This window comes from Candidatus Wallbacteria bacterium (assembly GCA_028687545.1).
Classification (GTDB): domain Bacteria; phylum Muiribacteriota; class JAQTZZ01; order JAQTZZ01; family JAQTZZ01; genus JAQTZZ01.
In genome coordinates, this window is sequence record JAQTZZ010000005.1 from 118,525 (window position 1) to 134,957 (window position 16,433).

The 16,433-nt window shown below is 47.8% G+C and carries 16 protein-coding genes and 1 pseudogene; 11 read left to right on the forward strand and 6 right to left on the reverse strand.

Going from position 1 to position 16,433, the window contains the following annotated elements:
• Positions 1-49 precede the first annotated feature (49 nt).
• The 3 genes from PHW04_03845 to PHW04_03855 all read left to right on the forward strand — a co-directional run bounded on the left by PHW04_03845 (position 50) and on the right by PHW04_03855 (position 2,727).
• On the forward strand, positions 50-1,006 hold the full coding sequence (locus PHW04_03845) for a hypothetical protein (protein MDD2715013.1): 957 nt from the start codon (positions 50-52) through the stop codon (positions 1,004-1,006).
• A 189-nt stretch (positions 1,007-1,195) separates the two neighbouring features.
• Positions 1,196-1,768: a TIGR00730 family Rossman fold protein gene (locus PHW04_03850; GenBank protein ID MDD2715014.1), complete on the forward strand. Its 573-nt coding sequence runs from the start codon at positions 1,196-1,198 to the stop codon at positions 1,766-1,768.
• 98 nt (positions 1,769-1,866) lie between these two features.
• A complete protein-coding gene (locus PHW04_03855) occupies positions 1,867-2,727 on the forward strand; it encodes a hypothetical protein (GenBank protein ID MDD2715015.1) in 861 nt (286 codons plus the stop codon).
• A gap of 174 nt (positions 2,728-2,901) precedes the next feature.
• On the opposite strand, the gene PHW04_03860 is transcribed toward PHW04_03855, so the two are convergent.
• Together PHW04_03860 and PHW04_03865 are read right to left on the reverse strand one after the other, a co-directional pair.
• Positions 2,902-3,756: a type II CAAX endopeptidase family protein gene (locus PHW04_03860; protein MDD2715016.1), complete on the reverse strand. Its 855-nt coding sequence runs from the start codon at positions 3,754-3,756 to the stop codon at positions 2,902-2,904.
• 320 nt (positions 3,757-4,076) lie between these two features.
• Positions 4,077-4,598, reverse strand: a complete 522-nt coding sequence (locus PHW04_03865; protein ID MDD2715017.1) for an ORF6N domain-containing protein — start codon at positions 4,596-4,598, stop codon at positions 4,077-4,079.
• Positions 4,599-4,970: 372 nt separating this feature from the next.
• Between PHW04_03865 and PHW04_03870 the strand changes: the two genes are divergently transcribed.
• The 3 genes from PHW04_03870 (at position 4,971) to PHW04_03880 (ending at position 7,654) form a co-directional block, all read left to right on the forward strand.
• Positions 4,971-6,074: a hypothetical protein gene (locus PHW04_03870; protein ID MDD2715018.1), complete on the forward strand. Its 1,104-nt coding sequence runs from the start codon at positions 4,971-4,973 to the stop codon at positions 6,072-6,074.
• A gap of 137 nt (positions 6,075-6,211) precedes the next feature.
• Positions 6,212-7,156, forward strand: coding sequence for an adenosine deaminase (locus tag PHW04_03875; GenBank protein MDD2715019.1), 945 nt, complete (start codon positions 6,212-6,214; stop codon positions 7,154-7,156).
• Between the two features lie 63 nt (positions 7,157-7,219).
• Positions 7,220-7,654 (forward strand): cytidine deaminase, encoded by a 435-nt coding sequence (locus tag PHW04_03880; GenBank protein ID MDD2715020.1) that lies wholly within the window; start codon positions 7,220-7,222, stop codon positions 7,652-7,654.
• Positions 7,655-7,722: 68 nt separating this feature from the next.
• On the opposite strand, the pseudogene PHW04_03885 reads toward PHW04_03880, so the two are convergent.
• Positions 7,723-7,986 (reverse strand): annotated as a pseudogene (locus PHW04_03885) (ORF6N domain-containing protein).
• Positions 7,987-8,238: 252 nt separating this feature from the next.
• On the opposite strand from PHW04_03885, the gene PHW04_03890 reads away from it, so the two are divergent.
• Together PHW04_03890 and PHW04_03895 are read left to right on the forward strand one after the other, a co-directional pair.
• A complete protein-coding gene (locus tag PHW04_03890) occupies positions 8,239-9,138 on the forward strand; it encodes a C1 family peptidase (GenBank protein ID MDD2715021.1) in 900 nt (299 codons plus the stop codon).
• Positions 9,139-9,328: 190 nt separating this feature from the next.
• Entirely contained in the window at positions 9,329-10,852 is a 1,524-nt protein-coding gene (locus tag PHW04_03895) for a family 10 glycosylhydrolase (protein MDD2715022.1), read from the forward strand.
• A gap of 42 nt (positions 10,853-10,894) precedes the next feature.
• Here PHW04_03895 and PHW04_03900 read toward each other — a convergent pair whose 3' ends face one another.
• Positions 10,895-11,671 (reverse strand): sugar phosphate isomerase/epimerase, encoded by a 777-nt coding sequence (locus PHW04_03900; protein ID MDD2715023.1) that lies wholly within the window; start codon positions 11,669-11,671, stop codon positions 10,895-10,897.
• Between the two features lie 277 nt (positions 11,672-11,948).
• Here PHW04_03900 and PHW04_03905 point away from each other — a divergent pair, with 277 nt between their 5' ends.
• Positions 11,949-13,169: a phospholipid carrier-dependent glycosyltransferase gene (locus tag PHW04_03905; GenBank protein ID MDD2715024.1), complete on the forward strand. Its 1,221-nt coding sequence runs from the start codon at positions 11,949-11,951 to the stop codon at positions 13,167-13,169.
• Between the two features lie 195 nt (positions 13,170-13,364).
• On the opposite strand, the gene PHW04_03910 is transcribed toward PHW04_03905, so the two are convergent.
• On the reverse strand, positions 13,365-14,063 hold the full coding sequence (locus PHW04_03910) for a formylglycine-generating enzyme family protein (protein MDD2715025.1): 699 nt from the start codon (positions 14,061-14,063) through the stop codon (positions 13,365-13,367).
• Positions 14,064-14,325: 262 nt separating this feature from the next.
• Complete coding sequence (locus PHW04_03915; GenBank protein MDD2715026.1) at positions 14,326-14,751, reverse strand: pyridoxamine 5'-phosphate oxidase family protein; 426 nt, start codon at positions 14,749-14,751, stop codon at positions 14,326-14,328.
• A gap of 109 nt (positions 14,752-14,860) precedes the next feature.
• Here PHW04_03915 and PHW04_03920 point away from each other — a divergent pair, with 109 nt between their 5' ends.
• Positions 14,861-15,241: a histidine phosphatase family protein gene (locus PHW04_03920; protein MDD2715027.1), complete on the forward strand. Its 381-nt coding sequence runs from the start codon at positions 14,861-14,863 to the stop codon at positions 15,239-15,241.
• Positions 15,153-16,373 carry a hypothetical protein gene (locus tag PHW04_03925; GenBank protein ID MDD2715028.1) on the forward strand — a complete coding sequence of 407 codons (1,221 nt, stop codon included), beginning with the start codon at positions 15,153-15,155 and terminating at the stop codon, positions 16,371-16,373. Before PHW04_03920 ends, PHW04_03925 begins: the two co-directional genes overlap by 89 nt.
• Positions 16,374-16,433 lie beyond the last annotated feature (60 nt).

Below are 16,433 nucleotides of genomic sequence, written 5' to 3' on the forward strand. Positions count from 1 at the left end.
TACAGTTGCAGGTTATCCTGAAACTATAGTTGAAAATTGAGGAGGCAATATGAAAAAAGCAGCACATCTGATTTGTTCGCTTTTACTGCTCTTTTTCTGCACATCCGGTAGCGCTGCGGAAGCAGATCCAGGACAAGCTATGGAGCGCGGCCAGGGGAAAATCGTATTCACGACTTATTTCACCATCGGTGAAAACTGCTTCAACATCTGCACTGTAAACGAAGACGGCAGCTGCCTGACCAGGCTGCACAAGGTTGGAGACGAAGGGACTCCCAGCATTTCCCCGGACGGCACAAAGATAATATATATGTGCAGTAAAGAAAACGACTGGACTGAAAGCGATATTTATCAGATGAATATGGACGGCAGCGATGTCCAGAGACTGACAGAACTGCACGACTGGACCATTTCCTACCCTCGCTATTTCCCGGACGGGAAGAAACTGGTTTTCGGCCGCAGGGTAGCCTGCAACTATGATCTTTACACTCTGGATCTCTCGTGCGGCTCGATCCAGCGGATTACCCAGACCGGCGAAGAGATAAGAGAAATGTGTGCAATACCATCGCCTGATGGGAAAAAACTGCTGTGCAGTGCTTATTTACTGTATGAAAATATAAATACGCTTTTTTTGATGAATGCAGACGGCAGCGACTGCCGCAGAATCGTTCCCGAGGGCAGTGATGCGATTGGCATGTCATTCTCTCCTGACGGCAAGAAAATCGCTTACTGTATGGATAATCCTCATCCCAAACAGATCGAGCTGCTTGATCTTTCCACAGGTGTGACGAGCGAAGTGGTGAGAATCAAAGATTCTACAAATTATGGTGAAACTTCATTTACCAGGGACGGCAGACGCCTGATCATCAATGCCTGTGATGACGCCTTCCCGTCGCTTCCGGCTGCGGCAGGAGGTGGTTCTCAGCTCTTTTCCGTAAGTCTGGACGGAAAAGATGTGAAAAGAATCACTACCGATACTTACGAGAAACTCTGGCCAATGGCATTCTGAAACCGCAGCAGCACAGGGACTGCGTCACCCGTCCGCTGCCGGCGGGTACTGCTTTACGTGAAATACTTCTCCGGTATTCTCCGGAAGGCCAGATAGAAGAAGAAAAAACCAATCACTCTGTACGCATCATTTCAATCCCTTCTTTCTCTTTTCCAGCCGGGCATGTATCATAGCAACTGAGGATAAATCATGAAAAGGATCTGCGTATATTGCGGCTCGAATTCAGGATCTGCATCATACATGGATGCAGCCCGCAGGCTCGGCCTGGAACTTGCCGGGCGCAAGCTGGAGCTTGTTTACGGCGGTGCGGCAGCCGGCCTGATGGGAGAAGTTGCCGACTCTGTGATGAAAGCCGGCGGCAAGGCCATAGGCGTGATCCCGAAGCTTTTTTCAGACAGGCTGTCCCACAGGGGACTGACTGAACTTCACGTGGTGGAGACTATGCACGAGCGCAAGACGAAAATGTTCGACCTGGCTGACGGTTTCATCGCTCTGCCCGGAGGGTTCGGCACTCTGGAAGAGATCTTCGAGGTAGTCACCTGGGCTCAGCTCGGAATCAACCGCAAGCCCTGCGGCCTTCTCAATGTGGACGGATATTTCGACCATCTGCTGCTCTTCCTGGACAATGCAGCAGCCTGCGGATTCATCAGAGAGACCCACAGAAACATGCTGCTTACTACCGATGACCCGGCCCAGATGCTAGCAATGATGGAATCCTACCGCATGACTGACACAGGTAAATGGGTGGAGACTCGGGTTTGATGCTTCCAGGACTCGAAACAAAAGCAGCGGATTGTAACTTTGATTTTCAATCAATCCGGATATATTTTACTTAGGTAAATGCAATTCCAGGGGGAAAAATGAGTATCATGCGGAAATTTCTGGTTCTGTCTGGCCTGATTTTATGGGCGTCTTTTGCCGGAGCTGCGCAGTTTCAGCAGCATCAATACAGAGTCGGTGAAAAGTTTTTCTATGCTTTCGAAGATACGGAATACAATTATCAGGTCTCTGTAAACGATAAGAACGAGCGGTCTATGGAACTGTCCGAAATCCAGGAGATCAGGACAGATCTCAAGCTCTCCGTGATCAGGGAAAAATCGGGAAAAACTGTCAGAAAAATGGAGATCTACAACACGCAGTACAAGGAAGGCTCCACGGAAAATTACAATCAGGCTGAATACAGGCTTCTGACCACGCTGATCAAAAATTTCCCCAAGGTTTTCAGCTATACTTACGAAGTGGAAGCCGCGAAAAACAGGGTGATCTCTGATTTCGCGAAGTTCTGCGCTCCTTACATGAACTGCTCTGTGGGTAATTTTTTCTATTTCAAAACCCTGGACATCCACACCTTCGAATCAGTGATCGAGCGGATGGCCGGATCTCTTGAACCGGAAAAATTCAGGAAGATCGAATCGTCGAACCCTAAGATCAGCGGAGGCAGCTTTTTCAACAACAGCCCAGCAGTCACATACAACAGGACTGAAACCATGAACGGCGTGCCCTGTGCGGTTTTCAAATACTCCACAGTGGGAAACAGGTATGTCTCAGAGCAGTTCGGAGTGAATCTTATTACAGATTATGGAGCCAATATTTATGTCGCGTTGGAAGGAAAACTGGCTGGAATGCTGATATTCGGCGAACTGCACGAAACAGTTACCGGCCTCAATCAGGGCAAGCCCGCTTATGTAGTGAGAATGCTCACGATGCGAATGAGACATTGATTTTTTCGTCAACTTGATTACTTTGGGTGTAAGGCTTGCAGCGTGGTTATGGTCACAAATTGTGACTTCCAATTTTCCCGTCTGCAGCAAATGCTCAAAATGTGGAGCAACTGGAAATTGTCAAGATACTGTCTCTAATCTCCAATTGCCTCAGAATATTAGAAGGAATGGAGTTCACGGCTTTATTCCCAAAATCAGACACGAGAACAGACATGCGAACATTATGAACGTTGCGACTGAATTGTTGACTACATGCAGAATCAGAGGCGGGACCAGGGAATTATAACGGTACCTAAGATATGTCAGCATAATGCCCATTGCTGCCATATTGACAATAGGATAGACGTTCGGATAATGCTGCGGGACATGGATCAGGCCAAACAGGAGCCCCACGATGACAATCGTTTTTCCGGGTGAAAACAGCTTGATCATCGCCTGATACAGGATGCCTCTGAATAAAAACTCCTCTACCATAGGGACGAGCAATGGTACCAGGAAGAGAAGTGTGGCAAATGCCAGCCTGGAAGTCAGGCGTTCAGTCCAGTATTCATCAATAAAGGTATTTTCCGATTGGTACGGCAGAAAAAATCCGAGGGCTATATTTGACAGCGCCCAGACAATGCCGGTCAGCACAGTACTTTTGATTACATCGCTGCTCACGGGATACAGGGCAAAACTTTCGATAAAGGTTTTATTGTATTTCACGCAGATCCTGCGGTAGGCAATCCAGAGAATGAAAAAATAACTCGGATATTGCTTAACAAACTCTGCAAAGGTGACATTCAAGTATTTGATATAATGACTAAGTATAGACATCAAAATCATAAAAATGAATGAATACAGAATAATCATGAAAATATCGCTGAATGTGACTGAATCCGGTGCTTCCGCAGCTTTATTCCTGACTTCTGGGATTACAGACTTTTTTTCCTGCTTGATAATGTAATCAGGACAGAATTTATTTTCACAGTTTCTGCAGAATTCAGCAAGACCTAAATTAACTTCACCGCATGGGCACTTCCAGATCATCTCTTACCCTCAATTCATTTTCAATTGACGCGGATTCAAAAAAAGCCCGCCTGAGTGCCTGTCTTAGATCATTTCATGGATGTGTTTCCCGGTTATATCTGAGACTGCCTGCAACAGGAGCCATATGGAAATTTTAAATTTCCGCCTCACGATTCACCTTTATTTCTTATCCAAAGTTATGATCCTGATATTTTAATTCGAAATTCCTGTTTTTACAATGAATATCAGACTGTATACTCTTGGATTTGGATATCACAGTTTGTGACTTCCAATTTTCCTGACTGCAGCAAATGCTCCGGATGCTGCACCGAAAACCTGCATTACGGAGTAAATCCAATCTTGCGCCGGCTGCCAGGCGGTTGAGCAAGAAGTTTCTTGATGGCATCGAACACTACCATGAACTGCCGGTCATATTTCTGCTCCAGCAGTTCGATTTGTTCCCTGAGCTCTTTATGGGTAGACATGATTTCCCTCAATCTGACAAAAGTCCTCACAATGGAAATATTGACCTGGATGGCTCTACTGCTCATCAGTACACTCGACAGCATGGCAATACCGAGCTCAGTGAAAGCAAAAGGACATTTACGCAATCCCAATCTCAACGATTTGGAAGTCACAAATTGTGACTTCCAATTTTTCATTTCATCATTGTTAAGCTGAAACATGAAATCTGCAGGAAATCGCTCGATATTTCTATGGACAGCCTGGTTCAATACTTTAGTCTTAACGCCATACAGCATTGCCAGGTCCCGGTCTAGCAATACTTTCTTTCCGCGGATCAGGAAAATCCTTTGCTCAAGGAATGCTTCCGGAATTTCGACTGCAATGTTTTCATTGTTCATAAAAATGGATTAACAATTTCCATGCCAGGATCTGGAAACCGATTTTCTTCGAAAACAGCGATTGTTGCGCATTGTCTCAAAATCCTTTCAGTCTCGGATTCAACTGTTGCTTTCATGAACAAAGGGGAATTTTTGAGCTTGGGATTGATAAGGGGTCGCGTTTCGCCAATTGTCATTCCACTACTCTTTAGGGTGAACAGGCTTTTTGGAGATGGGTTCCACCATCATTTAAGCCTTCATGCCGAAATTGATCGCCTTCCGATGGGGACAAGTCGTGGATTGGGCGAGGAGTTTAGGAACGACATGTCCCCATTTCTTTCAAAAATGACATTTTGCTTAATCCGGGGAAAATGAATAGAATCTATGGCTGACATGAATCTTGAAACACAGCGACAGCAGGCACAGCTGGATTTTCTGGCAGGCGGGGCGCAGATCGAAGTCGGTAACGCTGCAAATTTACCCATTCCTCTGGATCAGTTAAGTGCCACTACGGCTGATTCACCGCACGTGGTTAAAGCATTTTCTTCCGGTTTGACAGCGCATGTCTATAAAATCAAGGCGGGTGGACAATTCTGGACCCTCAAATGCAAACGGCAGGAAAGTCTGGTGAAAAACCCTGACGGTCAGACTTCATTTCTCAACGAAATTCAGAGACGCCGTGATTTTTTCGAACTGAAGAGATCACCTGCGAACGCATCGCTGTTCACTCACATCGTGGAAACGGAATATGCATCCCTCAGCGATGGAGTCATTCTCTCGCCCTGGATCGAGGGTGAACATCTCCGGCACTTCGACGGCCGGGTCTATGATCAGCTCTTCGGCACCATCGTCAACCTTGAGCTGAGCGGGTTCTTCGAATGGGACTTCTGCCCGGGCAACATCCTGGATGACGGCAAGCGGCTTATGCTCTTTGACTTTGGGTACATGTACCGATTCGAGCCAAGGGAACAATTCAATAGTAACGGACTTGCAACGCCTCTGTTTCATGGTATCGAGCGATTCGAGACGCGAAACTTCTTTGATTTCCTGCTGCGCAGCCAGAAAAGCCTGGACGGATCCCGGCTGCTGGAAGCATATCGTGAAGAGAAGAAATACGCCCTGAAACATTACGAGATCAAACTTGACCGGTTAAAATCAATGGAGGCAGCGGAACCTGTGCTGCAATGGCATCACGCCATCATTCAGCGATGGCGGCTGGCATTGGAATGCAGTAATTCCCTGCACAGGCTGTATCTGCTGGAAAGTTTCCGTTCCAATGTTCTGGATCTGTTAGACGACCTGCACGGCAAATCCTGTACGTCACAAACGCTCATGCGGGCGGATTTAGTCGTAAACATGCTGAAAGAGCACTTCACCCTGCTGGCAGAGGAGGATGGGCTCTTCTTCGGCGACGAAAAAAAGACGCAGACAGAACTTGTTAAGAAATACCTGTGCCTGAGGGAAAAGGCGGCAGAGTATCAGCTGGGAAGTCAATAAAGATTACTGGAGCGCGTCTTGTCATTGTCAATTGTCAAGACACGGTCCCTATCGCCATCCAGAACTCTGAATCGAGAGTTTGATAAGAATGAACTTTTGTTTTGACAACCTGGACCATTCTGCCTTAAGTTTATGAAATGATTACAACCCGTTCCTTTGTTTCATTTCTGGAGTCAGGGGATATCTCAGGCCTTCGCAGCGTGCCTAAAAGCGATCTCCACAATCACGGTATTTACGGCGGGAACCAGGATTATATCCGCAGGAAAACAGGCGCGCATTTAAAACTAGAATCCAGTCTCAACGGCCTGACCGGAATGGCCGGATGGTGCGATACGCACCTGAAGCCTCTCTATCGGGATGTGGAAGGGCTCCTGCTTCTGTTCGAATCGGCTTTTATCCAGGCCGCGGAAGACGGTGTGACCAGACTGGAGATGAGCCTGGACTCAAAATATGCCGGATTTTTCGGCGGAAACTGTCAGGGGTACGTTGACGCCATCAGGAAGCTCCACCAGGAATTCGCTCCTCAGATCGATTTCAGGCCTGAAATAGGCATCAACCGGTGTCTGCCCACTGCCGAACTTTATCCGGCAGTAAAGAAATTCATCGACACCGGGTATTTCAAATCAATCGACCTCTATGGGGATGAATTCGCCCGGCTGGTTGAGAATTTCAAGGAAATCTACCGGATGGCCGGGGAAAAAGGGCTCAAACTCAAGGCGCATGTCGGAGAGGCAGGCACAGCTGAGGACATTGTCAGGGCAGTTGAGGTCCTGAACCTGACTGAAATACAGCATGGCATAGCAGCAGCCACGTCAGAAAAAGTGATGGATTTCCTGGCCGAGCGTTCAGTGCAGCTCAACATCTGCCCGGAAAGCAATATCACGCTTGGTTATTCCTCTGATTACACCACTCCTGCCCGAATTTTATTCGACAATGGAGTCAGGATCACAATCAACACCGACGACTGCCTGATATTCGGCAAAGGCTTGAGTGAACAGTACCTGAAACTATACCAGAGCGGGACATTCTCCGCTGCAGATCTGGACAGCATAAGGCTGAACGGGCTGAATTCCCGGCAATGATCGGAAATACGTGATAAGATTGTATGAATGCGGTCTTTCCTGTTCGAACTGTGGGAGGTTTTGATGAAACTGGCATCAGGAGACAGAAAACTGATTCAGGAAGCGATCAATGTCATAATCAGGTCCAGGCCGGTCCGTCTCAAGGATACCGGCGACGTAGGAGCCGCACTGATCACCCCGGAAGGTAATGTTTACAGCGGCGTCTGCCTGGGCTTTCAGTGCGGCATCGGAACCTGCGGGGAGTATCAGGCCATCGGGGCCATGATCTCCGGCGGGGAAAAGGTAATCAGAGCTATAGTCGCGGTATGGTTTGACGATAAAACAGGCAGGTATCAGGTGATCCCGCCCTGCGGAAAATGCAGGGAGACGATCAGCCAGATCTGCAGGGAAAACAGGAACACAGAGGTGATCATCTCCGAATCGGAAAAAGTGAAGCTCAGCGAGCTGCTTCCCCATCCCTGGGAATATATCATGGAAAAAGGTCCTGATTCTGAGTAAGGGTCGCTTTCCCTTGAATCCGATCTGGCGTTTGGGAGCTTCAGTCCACCCCTAATTTCCGTGAATATATAAGGCTTGTAGCGTGGTATGCCGATGTTTAAGGTCACAAATTGTGACCTTGGGATTCCAGTTTCCTTCATATTCAGTTGAAACACAAAGTCTTTTGGGAAGCGCTCCTGATTCCGTTTTACCGCCTGATTCAGTATTTTCGTCTCAACTTCATACATTTCAGCAAGGTCCCTGTCGAGCAGCACTTTCTTTCCGCGGATCAGGAAAATCCTTTGCTCAAGAAATGCTTCCGGAATTTCGACTGCAATGTTTTCATTGTTCATAAAAATGGATTAACAATTTCCATGCCAGGATCTTGAAACCGATTTTCTTCGAAAACAGCGATTTTTGTGCATTATCTCAAAATCCTTTCTGTCTCATACTGATACACTTTTTTCTTATTTTCCTTTTTCGACATCTGGAACAACTTGCCGCGCCTGATTTCTTGAATAGCTGGAAGATTCCGGCATAATTGAAATTATAGAGTATTCAGTGCCTGAACATGGAAGTTTCGAGTATAAGAGCGAGGAGGGAGTATGAAGTATTATCCGCAGCTGGTAATCGCGTGTTTATTTGCAGCAAGCATATCAATCCAGGCCATGTCGGCCGGCCAGGTCGCAGACAGGGAAAAGATCCGGGCCAAGGAAGCCCTGTTCAAGAACATCGTCAAGACCTGTATCGAGGAAAAAGCCACTTACACGGTTTCGTCTGAAGCCATGCCTGACTTTGAAAACAGCGAAATCCCGGGCGTTCTCTTTGACAAAAGCCGAGCAGACAGAAAAGTCGTCGCAGCACCAGAAAATGCTGTCATGCCGGCAAGAGGCAGATTCGACTGGACAGCCAAGGGCGTGGTCACATCGATAAAGGACCAGACCGACAAAGCCGGCACCTGCTGGGCCTTCGCCATGTGCGGCGTCTTCGAGTCCTCGATGGCCATCAGGACCGGCAAGCTCTACGACATTTCCGAGCAGGACCTGATCAACTGCAATCCGTACATGAGCGGAATCGATGGCGGCTATACTTACGCCGCAGACTGGCTGGCTGAAAAGGGCGTCTGCTCTGAGGCTGACTGTCCTTACACAGCTTCCATGGGAAACTGCTGCGAGTCATTGAAGAGGCCTTTCAGGGCGAAGCCTTACGTTTATGTCAAAAATACGGTAGCTGACATCAAGTACTTTCTTCAGCAGTGGGGGCCATTGTATACCACCGTCTCGGCAGACAATCAGTTTCAGGCCTATTCCGGCGGTGTTTACAATCACGAAACAGGGGCAGGGAACAATCACGCAGTTATGATAGTGGGATGGGACGATACTGCCGGCAAGGGCTGCTGGATCATCAAGAACTCCTATGGGACAAACTGGGGCACGAGCGGATTCATGTACATCGAGTATGGCAAATCAGGAATCGGGGAAGATACAACCTTTATCGGCTATTAGCTTGAGGATTTCATTATGCGCATCAAGCTGAACTGGAAAACTTATTCACTTTTGACCTTATTGATCCTGTTCCTGGGACTGCCTCAATCCGCTTGTTGACCAAACTGCTGCCGGCGGTTATAATTGTTTCAGGATCATATCTGGAATACTGACTGATAGGACAAAAATTCATAGAAATTGTGGGGGAAGTATGAAGTTGTTGTGCATGAGTCTGTTCCTGCTGCTTTGCTGTTCATCCTTTGCTGCTTCCAACACAGAATTCCGTTCCATCTGGATCTGCACCTGGGACACCTTGAGCGCCGACAATACAGTCGACCAGAACAAGGCTCGCATCAGGGGCATACTGGACAACATCAAGAAGGCCAATATGAATGCTGCACTCTGGCAGGTCCGTCAGGACGGCACTGTCTATTTCCCGTCATCTTACGAGCCCTGGGGCAGTTACATCGGGAGTGCTGATCCCGGCTTTGACCCTCTGGAATACGCCGTGCAGGAGGCGCACAAGCGGGGCCTGGAACTTTATGCCTGGGTCAACACCTTCGAAAGCCGCAAGAAAGTCAAGGGCTCGCCGGCCAATGAACACCCGGAGTGGATCTGCCGGGACTCGGGCAATAAAGCCATGCCGGCTCAGTACAGCCTTTCCCCCGGCCTTCCTGAGGTCAGGGAGTACCTGATCAAGGTCCTGATGGAGATCGTGAACAAGTACGACGTGGACGGAATTCAGATGGACTATGTCAGATGGAGCGAATACACCACTTCCAGCATCGAGAAATACCCGTACACTCTCGAAGGTCCTGTTCCTGACGAGGTCATCGCCGCTCTGGCCGACAACGGCGGCGCAGGCAGTTATCTGTATGACGCCAAACACCCCAAAAGCCAGGGAATTCCCTCGGGATACTCCACATGGGACGACTGGCGGCGCGCCAGTGTCAACGAATTTGTCAAGGGCATGCACGCCGCGATCCAGGCTTCGTCCAAACCCCATGTCAAACTCGCCGCTTCAGTGCTCGGCAAGTATAACTGGAGCGGCTGGAACGGCTATTATTCCGTGTATCAGGACAGCGCCCTGTGGTACAACAAGGGGTATGTCGACATATTGATGGGCATGCACTATCACTGGACCGATGCTGCAGGTTTTCAGAGCATGCTGGCAACAGGAAGCCCCGAATGCTGGAGGGATTTCATTCAGGAAGGAGTCGCAGCCGGCCGTCTTTTCACAGTCGGTCCCGCCTCATACATCCTGGACGAGCAAGGCCTCTGGTCGAGGCATCCCGCGATTGTCGAGGCCTGCCGCAAATTCGACATTGTCAGCGGCTTCCAGTTCTTCAGTTACGATTCCTGGGTCAAGCACAATTACTGGTCTGAAGCTGCAGCAGGATTCTTCAAATCTACGGCCAAGGTTCCGTCCATTCTGCCTGCAAGGGAGCATTTGAACCCGCCGTCTGTGGATGTGTTCATGGCGCACTCCATGCAGAAGAAAATAATCCGTGTCGTTCCACCTGATACGCTGGACCCGGCAAAGAATTACCGCTTTGCAGTTTATCGTTCCACAGATGATTATTGCGATCCGGCAATTGATGAGATCGTATCTGTGCATTTCGGGGGTATTGAACCATTTCTGGCAACTGACAGCTATTTGGGCGATGCACAGTATTATGCAACCACCATAGACAGAAACTGGAATGAGTCCGGCATATCCAACCTGGCCAGATAAGACCTGGTTTGCGCACGGCACATACCCGTTATTAAACTTTGTTCATAATGGATAAATCCTGTTCTTTTCCATGAATTGCAAAGCAGACTCGACTTTCCCGGCATCGCTGAGTTCCAGGAGCGCATCCGGGCTGCCGAGCGAACGCGCCAGGCCGTTAAAGGTAGTCCAGTCGATGGAACCTGCTCCGACCGACAGATGCTCGTCACTCTGGCCGCGATTGTCGTTCAGATGGAAATAATCAATATAGGGGGCCAGCTCGAACCATTTCTCCAGCGGCATCCTGGAAAAGCATTGGCAGTGGCCTACATCAAGGCAGATCCTCAGCCTTTCGCAGGCTACGTCCTCCATCAGCCTGAGCAGCATATCCGGTCTGTCATCGAACATATTCTCGATCAGGATAGTGCCGCCGAATTCCTGCAGCGCAAGCTTCCAGTATTCAGCGCTGCCTTCAAGCCAGCTGTCATCGTAAAACCGATTTTTGATCAGGGGATTGTAGCCGGAATGGAAGACGATCCTGTCAATCCCCAGCCGGCCGGCAAAGGTCAGGTTTTCACTGATCCGCTTCCTGGATGCCTCCCTGATGTAAGGATCCTGGCTTTGAGGCTGTATGTCCATGAACACTCCGTGCATGGAAAATCGCCTTCCGTTTCTGTTCTTCAGAGCCTTTTCGTAAAATGAAAGCCGTTTCTGTGCTTCAGCCCCATCCAGAAAAAAGGGCAGTGCGAAATCGACTATTTCATGCGCAAAACCCAGTGGAGCGGCAATGCCTTCAAATTCATCGAACCGCTCCATGACAGTCTGCAGCAGAAGATTCCCCATTTCCCACCTTCTAAGCTCGATAAATCACCTCAAGAATACCATATAGAATCTTTCCAGGAAAATACCGGTTACAGGCAGCTCCGAGTAACTGGGTGAGGCTATGCGCACTCTGCAGGCTGTCGTCCCGAGGATGGTCAGGCTTCGATAGCATGACTTGTTGCTGCATGTTTCTGTCAAATGTATAGACCCGGTCCAATTCTCAATTCCGGTCTTTGCAAATTAAATAGACCGAATTCAGTGTTCCCTGATATCCTGATCATGATAGAGCTGGAAGTAAATGGGAGCAGAAATTCGAAAAATCATAAAGTTTTTTATTAATCACCCCTGGGTTGTCATTTTGATTTTAACCCTCTTTGGATTTTTTTCCCGGCTTTATCATTTAGGGCAGATCAAAGAACAGATTATGGACGAAATTTATTTTGTTACATTCGCCAGAGACTATTTAAATGGCATTCATTTTTTTGATGTTCATCCGCCATTGGGAAAACTGATTATCGCATTGTCGATAAAAATATTTGGGGATACATATTTTGCTGCCAGGCTCATGCCTGCTGTTTTTGGAACTGCTTTGATTCCCCTGGTTTATTTATTAGCCAGGGAACTGGGCGGAAAAATCGTGGGAATTTTCGCAGCAGCAATCGTTACTTTTGACGGGATGCTTCTAGTTTATTCCCGTACCGGCATGATTGATATTTTCATGGCTTTTTTTATTGTTTCAGCTTTTTATTTTTTTCTGAAATATGCAAACCAGGAAAAGATTTTTCCTTTTCTTCCATTAGCAGGAATAGCTTTGGGACTGGCTGCCTCGATCAAATATATCGGTGGTTTAACACTCTTTACTTTTGTTTTGGTTGCATTGTTAAAAAAAATTCCACTCAGACGTCATGTAATTTATTTATCACTCTTTGTGTTATTTATTCCAGTGGTTGTTTACCTTGTTTTTTTCCTGTTCGACTTCGGTTTTAGGAATTTTATCCCAGATGTTTATCACTGGCATCTGCAAAGCCTGACTTATAATTTGAATCTCCAGGAAGGTCACCCTTATGGTTCAAAATGGTGGACATGGTTTTTATTGCTGCGGCCGATCTGGCTGTATTTCAAAGATGTTAATGGCAGTTTTATAGGAGTCGACGGGATTGGCAACCCAATAGCCTGGTGGTCTGCGCTTTTGGTTGTTCCGGCACTGATCTGGAAGACAGTTCGAAAAGACCAAACCAGCCAGCTGATTCTGGGAGCATTTTTAATCCTTTTTATCCCCTGGGCATTTATCGGCAGAGTTGTCTTTATTTACCATGCCATTCCTGCATTTATTTTTGTGGCAATCGGCACAGCCTATCTTTTAAAAGCACTGTTAACCGATCCCTGGGGTAAAATTACTGTCGGAGCATACTTTTCGGTACTGATTGCTTTTTACATCTTTTTTTTACCGATCTGGATGGGTTTTCCTTTGGAAAGTTCGAAATTTTACCTGAGAATGTGGCTTAAAAGCTGGATTTAGGTTAGGTCTTGGACCCGCAGGCGTGCCGGAATCCGGATCACATTTTATCAGCAGAGATTTCCTTCTCTCGCCAAGGATTATGAAACTCTTTACCAGATCAATATGCAGGACGGAATTGGCCCGCAAGCGACATATGACTGGACTGTAAAAATGGACTGGGACAATCACTAAAGATCGCCCAGACCCCATCTTTTCTTATTCTGCAATCAGGCGCAGGCCGAGTTCATTGCAGAAGAAGTCCGGCGGATAGTAATCGCGCTCGGCTGAGCGGCAGTTGGCAGCTTCCATGCAGAAACCGCCTCCGCGGAACACACGACCCATTCCTTCTACCGGCCCGGCCGGATCAATGGCAGGGGAATCGGAATATTCTCCAAACCAGTCCTGGCACCATTCCTCGACATTCCCGCTCATGTCATGCAAACCCCAGGCATTGGGTTTCCTCCCTCCCACGGCGTGAGTCCGGTTGTCGCTGTTGCCGGCGTGCCAGCAGTAATCGTCGTCCATCGAGTCTCCCCAGCAGTATGCACTGGTGCTGCCGGCTCTGCAGGCATATTCCCATTCGGCTTCGGTCGGAAGCCTGAATTCTCTGTTTGTGATCCGGTTGAGGTTCTCGATGAATTCAAGGCAATCATCAAAGCTGATGTTTTCCACAGGCAGGTCCATGCCTGCAAAGCAGCTGGGATTTGTGTCCATCACTGAAAGCCACTGGGCCTGGGTAACCTGGAATTTTCCCAGATAAAAACCCCTGCTGATACTGACCGGATGCTGCGGACCTTCAGTAAAGCCGCGGTCTGGTTCATTCTCCGGGCTTCCCATCACGAAACTCCCGGCTGGTATCCACACCATTAGCAATTTTTGTTCCTCAGGAAGATCAACCGTAATTTCTCCGCCCATTTTATTTACCTCCAGAAAATACTGAGTTAATAATGGATATAGATAACCAGAACTTTTTGTCAACAGCCTGTATACATTTGACGTTTTGTGCAACTCCCTGATGGATTCGGTTCTCAATGATTAGAATCTGCGGAACAGCTATGCAAGCGATGCGCAGCTTAGACACAGGTTAACACATTTTAAAAAACATTTCATTTGGGAAGATCCCGGGGTCGTGTCTTGCCATTTGTCAAGATACGGTCCCTGTCTTACTTCTTTAGTATTATTCTAATTCAATGACTTCCGGGTGGGGTGTATTCTGGCGATAGTATTCAATTCTTTTTGGGGTTATTTTATAGACAACATATTCAGGATCTTCCGGGCCTTTAAGATGCTTTTTCAAGTCAGGCCGCCAATTTGATTTTTTGGTTTCCAAATCGTAAAAAAGTTGAACAATTCCGGTAATTACAGCATGAGCAGCACCCCAATTTTTGGGATCAATACAAGTTACACAGCAAACATTCGGATTTTGCTTCATTTCATGGATTTTTCGGCTGGAAGCCGCCGCTGATCCCCAAATAGACAAGTCTTCCCGCATTGGTGCCGCCATATATCTCGAGCGAGGACCGTTTTCACCTATAGTAGATAAAACAAACAGGCCGATTGGACTAAATAGTTTCTTCAATTCATTAAGAATTACTTGTGACATAAATAGTTCCTCCTATTGCAGTATACTTAATTTTATTTAATCTGAAAACAGAATAAAACCTTTGAAATCAGGGATTCATGCTTTACTTTCTCAAAGCCTCGCAATTGGCTTGCGACAGTTCTCTCCATTCGAGGCGATCTACACTTCCCCCTTGAAAAGGGCTTTTAAAACAGCTGAAATTATTACTGAGAAAACCGGATTAAGTGTAATTTCCGACATGCGCCTCAAGGAAAGAAATGTAGGAAAAATGGCAGGCTTGACCCGAGAGGAAGCCTGCCGCAGATCCCGCTGCCTGAAGGCGGATTGCAGCCGAATCGTGGCCCCGTGGATCTTGCAGCGGAATGTAACTGGAAGTCTCAGCCGGGCCAGGTACAATAGAAGCAGGAAAACCGGAGGGGATAATGAAGGCGAAGTGCAAAGGATTTTTTTCAGGATGCCTTGTCTCAGGCATGATTTTTCTGTATTCCGCTTCCTGGGCCGGAATCGCTGAACCGCCTGTGCCCAGACCCGAAATCGCGCCTTATGTGGAATTCCTGAAAAACAACTCCCAGGACCCGGTGGAATACATGCTCAGCCTGTTCGACAAATATCAGATAGTGGTGTTTGTGGAGGGCGTACACACTGAAAGTGTCCAGTACGAATTCCTGACCAGACTGATTTCACACCCGGACTTTGCCGGAAAGGTCAGGGGGATTTTCACAGAAGTCGGGTCAATTACCCAGCAGCCGCTGATGGACCGTTTCATGGCCTCAAAGACCTATGACCGCGATCTGCTGCTCAAGGTATACAGGGAACCCACGGTCTGGCCAGGATGGCCCAGTTCCGATATCATCGATTTCTGGACCACGCTCTGGATCGTGAATTCCAGGCTATGCGACAGTGAAAAAATCGAAGCCTGGCCTGACGGGATGCCCTGGAACTGGGAAAATCTCAAGACAAACAGGGACTATAAACTGCAGGAGCTGATCACCAGGTTCGCCTATGACCGGATCATGGCAGGCCAGATTTTCGATAAATTGATGAATCTGTCTTACAAAACCAATAAAAAGGACCGTTTTCTGGTGATCATGAATACACGCCATGCTGTTGGCCTGTTCATGGACAAGGAACTCTCAGGTGGAAAAAGCTATGCAGAATCCACCTGCGCCATCCTGAAGCTTCTGATGCCGGGTAAAGTGGCGAATGTGCTCTGGAATTCCACCCGCGCTTTCGTCAAAAACAGCGGGGAAATCCCCAAAAACTGCTGCCTGGTTGCAAACGGTCTCTGGGATGCGGCTTTCTCCTGCAACGGAAACAGACCTGCAGGATTTACCCTTAAAGATACTCCTTTCGGCAATACAGCTCTCGATTATCATGCCGCTTTTCTTGGCGAAAATTACGCCCAGGGTTTTGACGGGCTGGTATTTTACCGGCCTATTTCGGATTACGCTGTCTGTGGCTCAGCCCCGGGGTATTTTGACGATGAGGCTTATGTGGAAGAATTCAAACGCAGATTTGATGTGATGCAGATGCAATGCCCTGATATCGCCGATATTGCTTCAACCCTGGAAACCCCCTTGTACGATGAAAACGAGCAGAAATATCTGAAAAAACAGATCGATCAGCATCTTGTCAATCCGTGATTCCGTTCACAAAAGAGCTCTCATGAACGCAAGTTCGAGGATGGCCCGTTTCCAGTATCA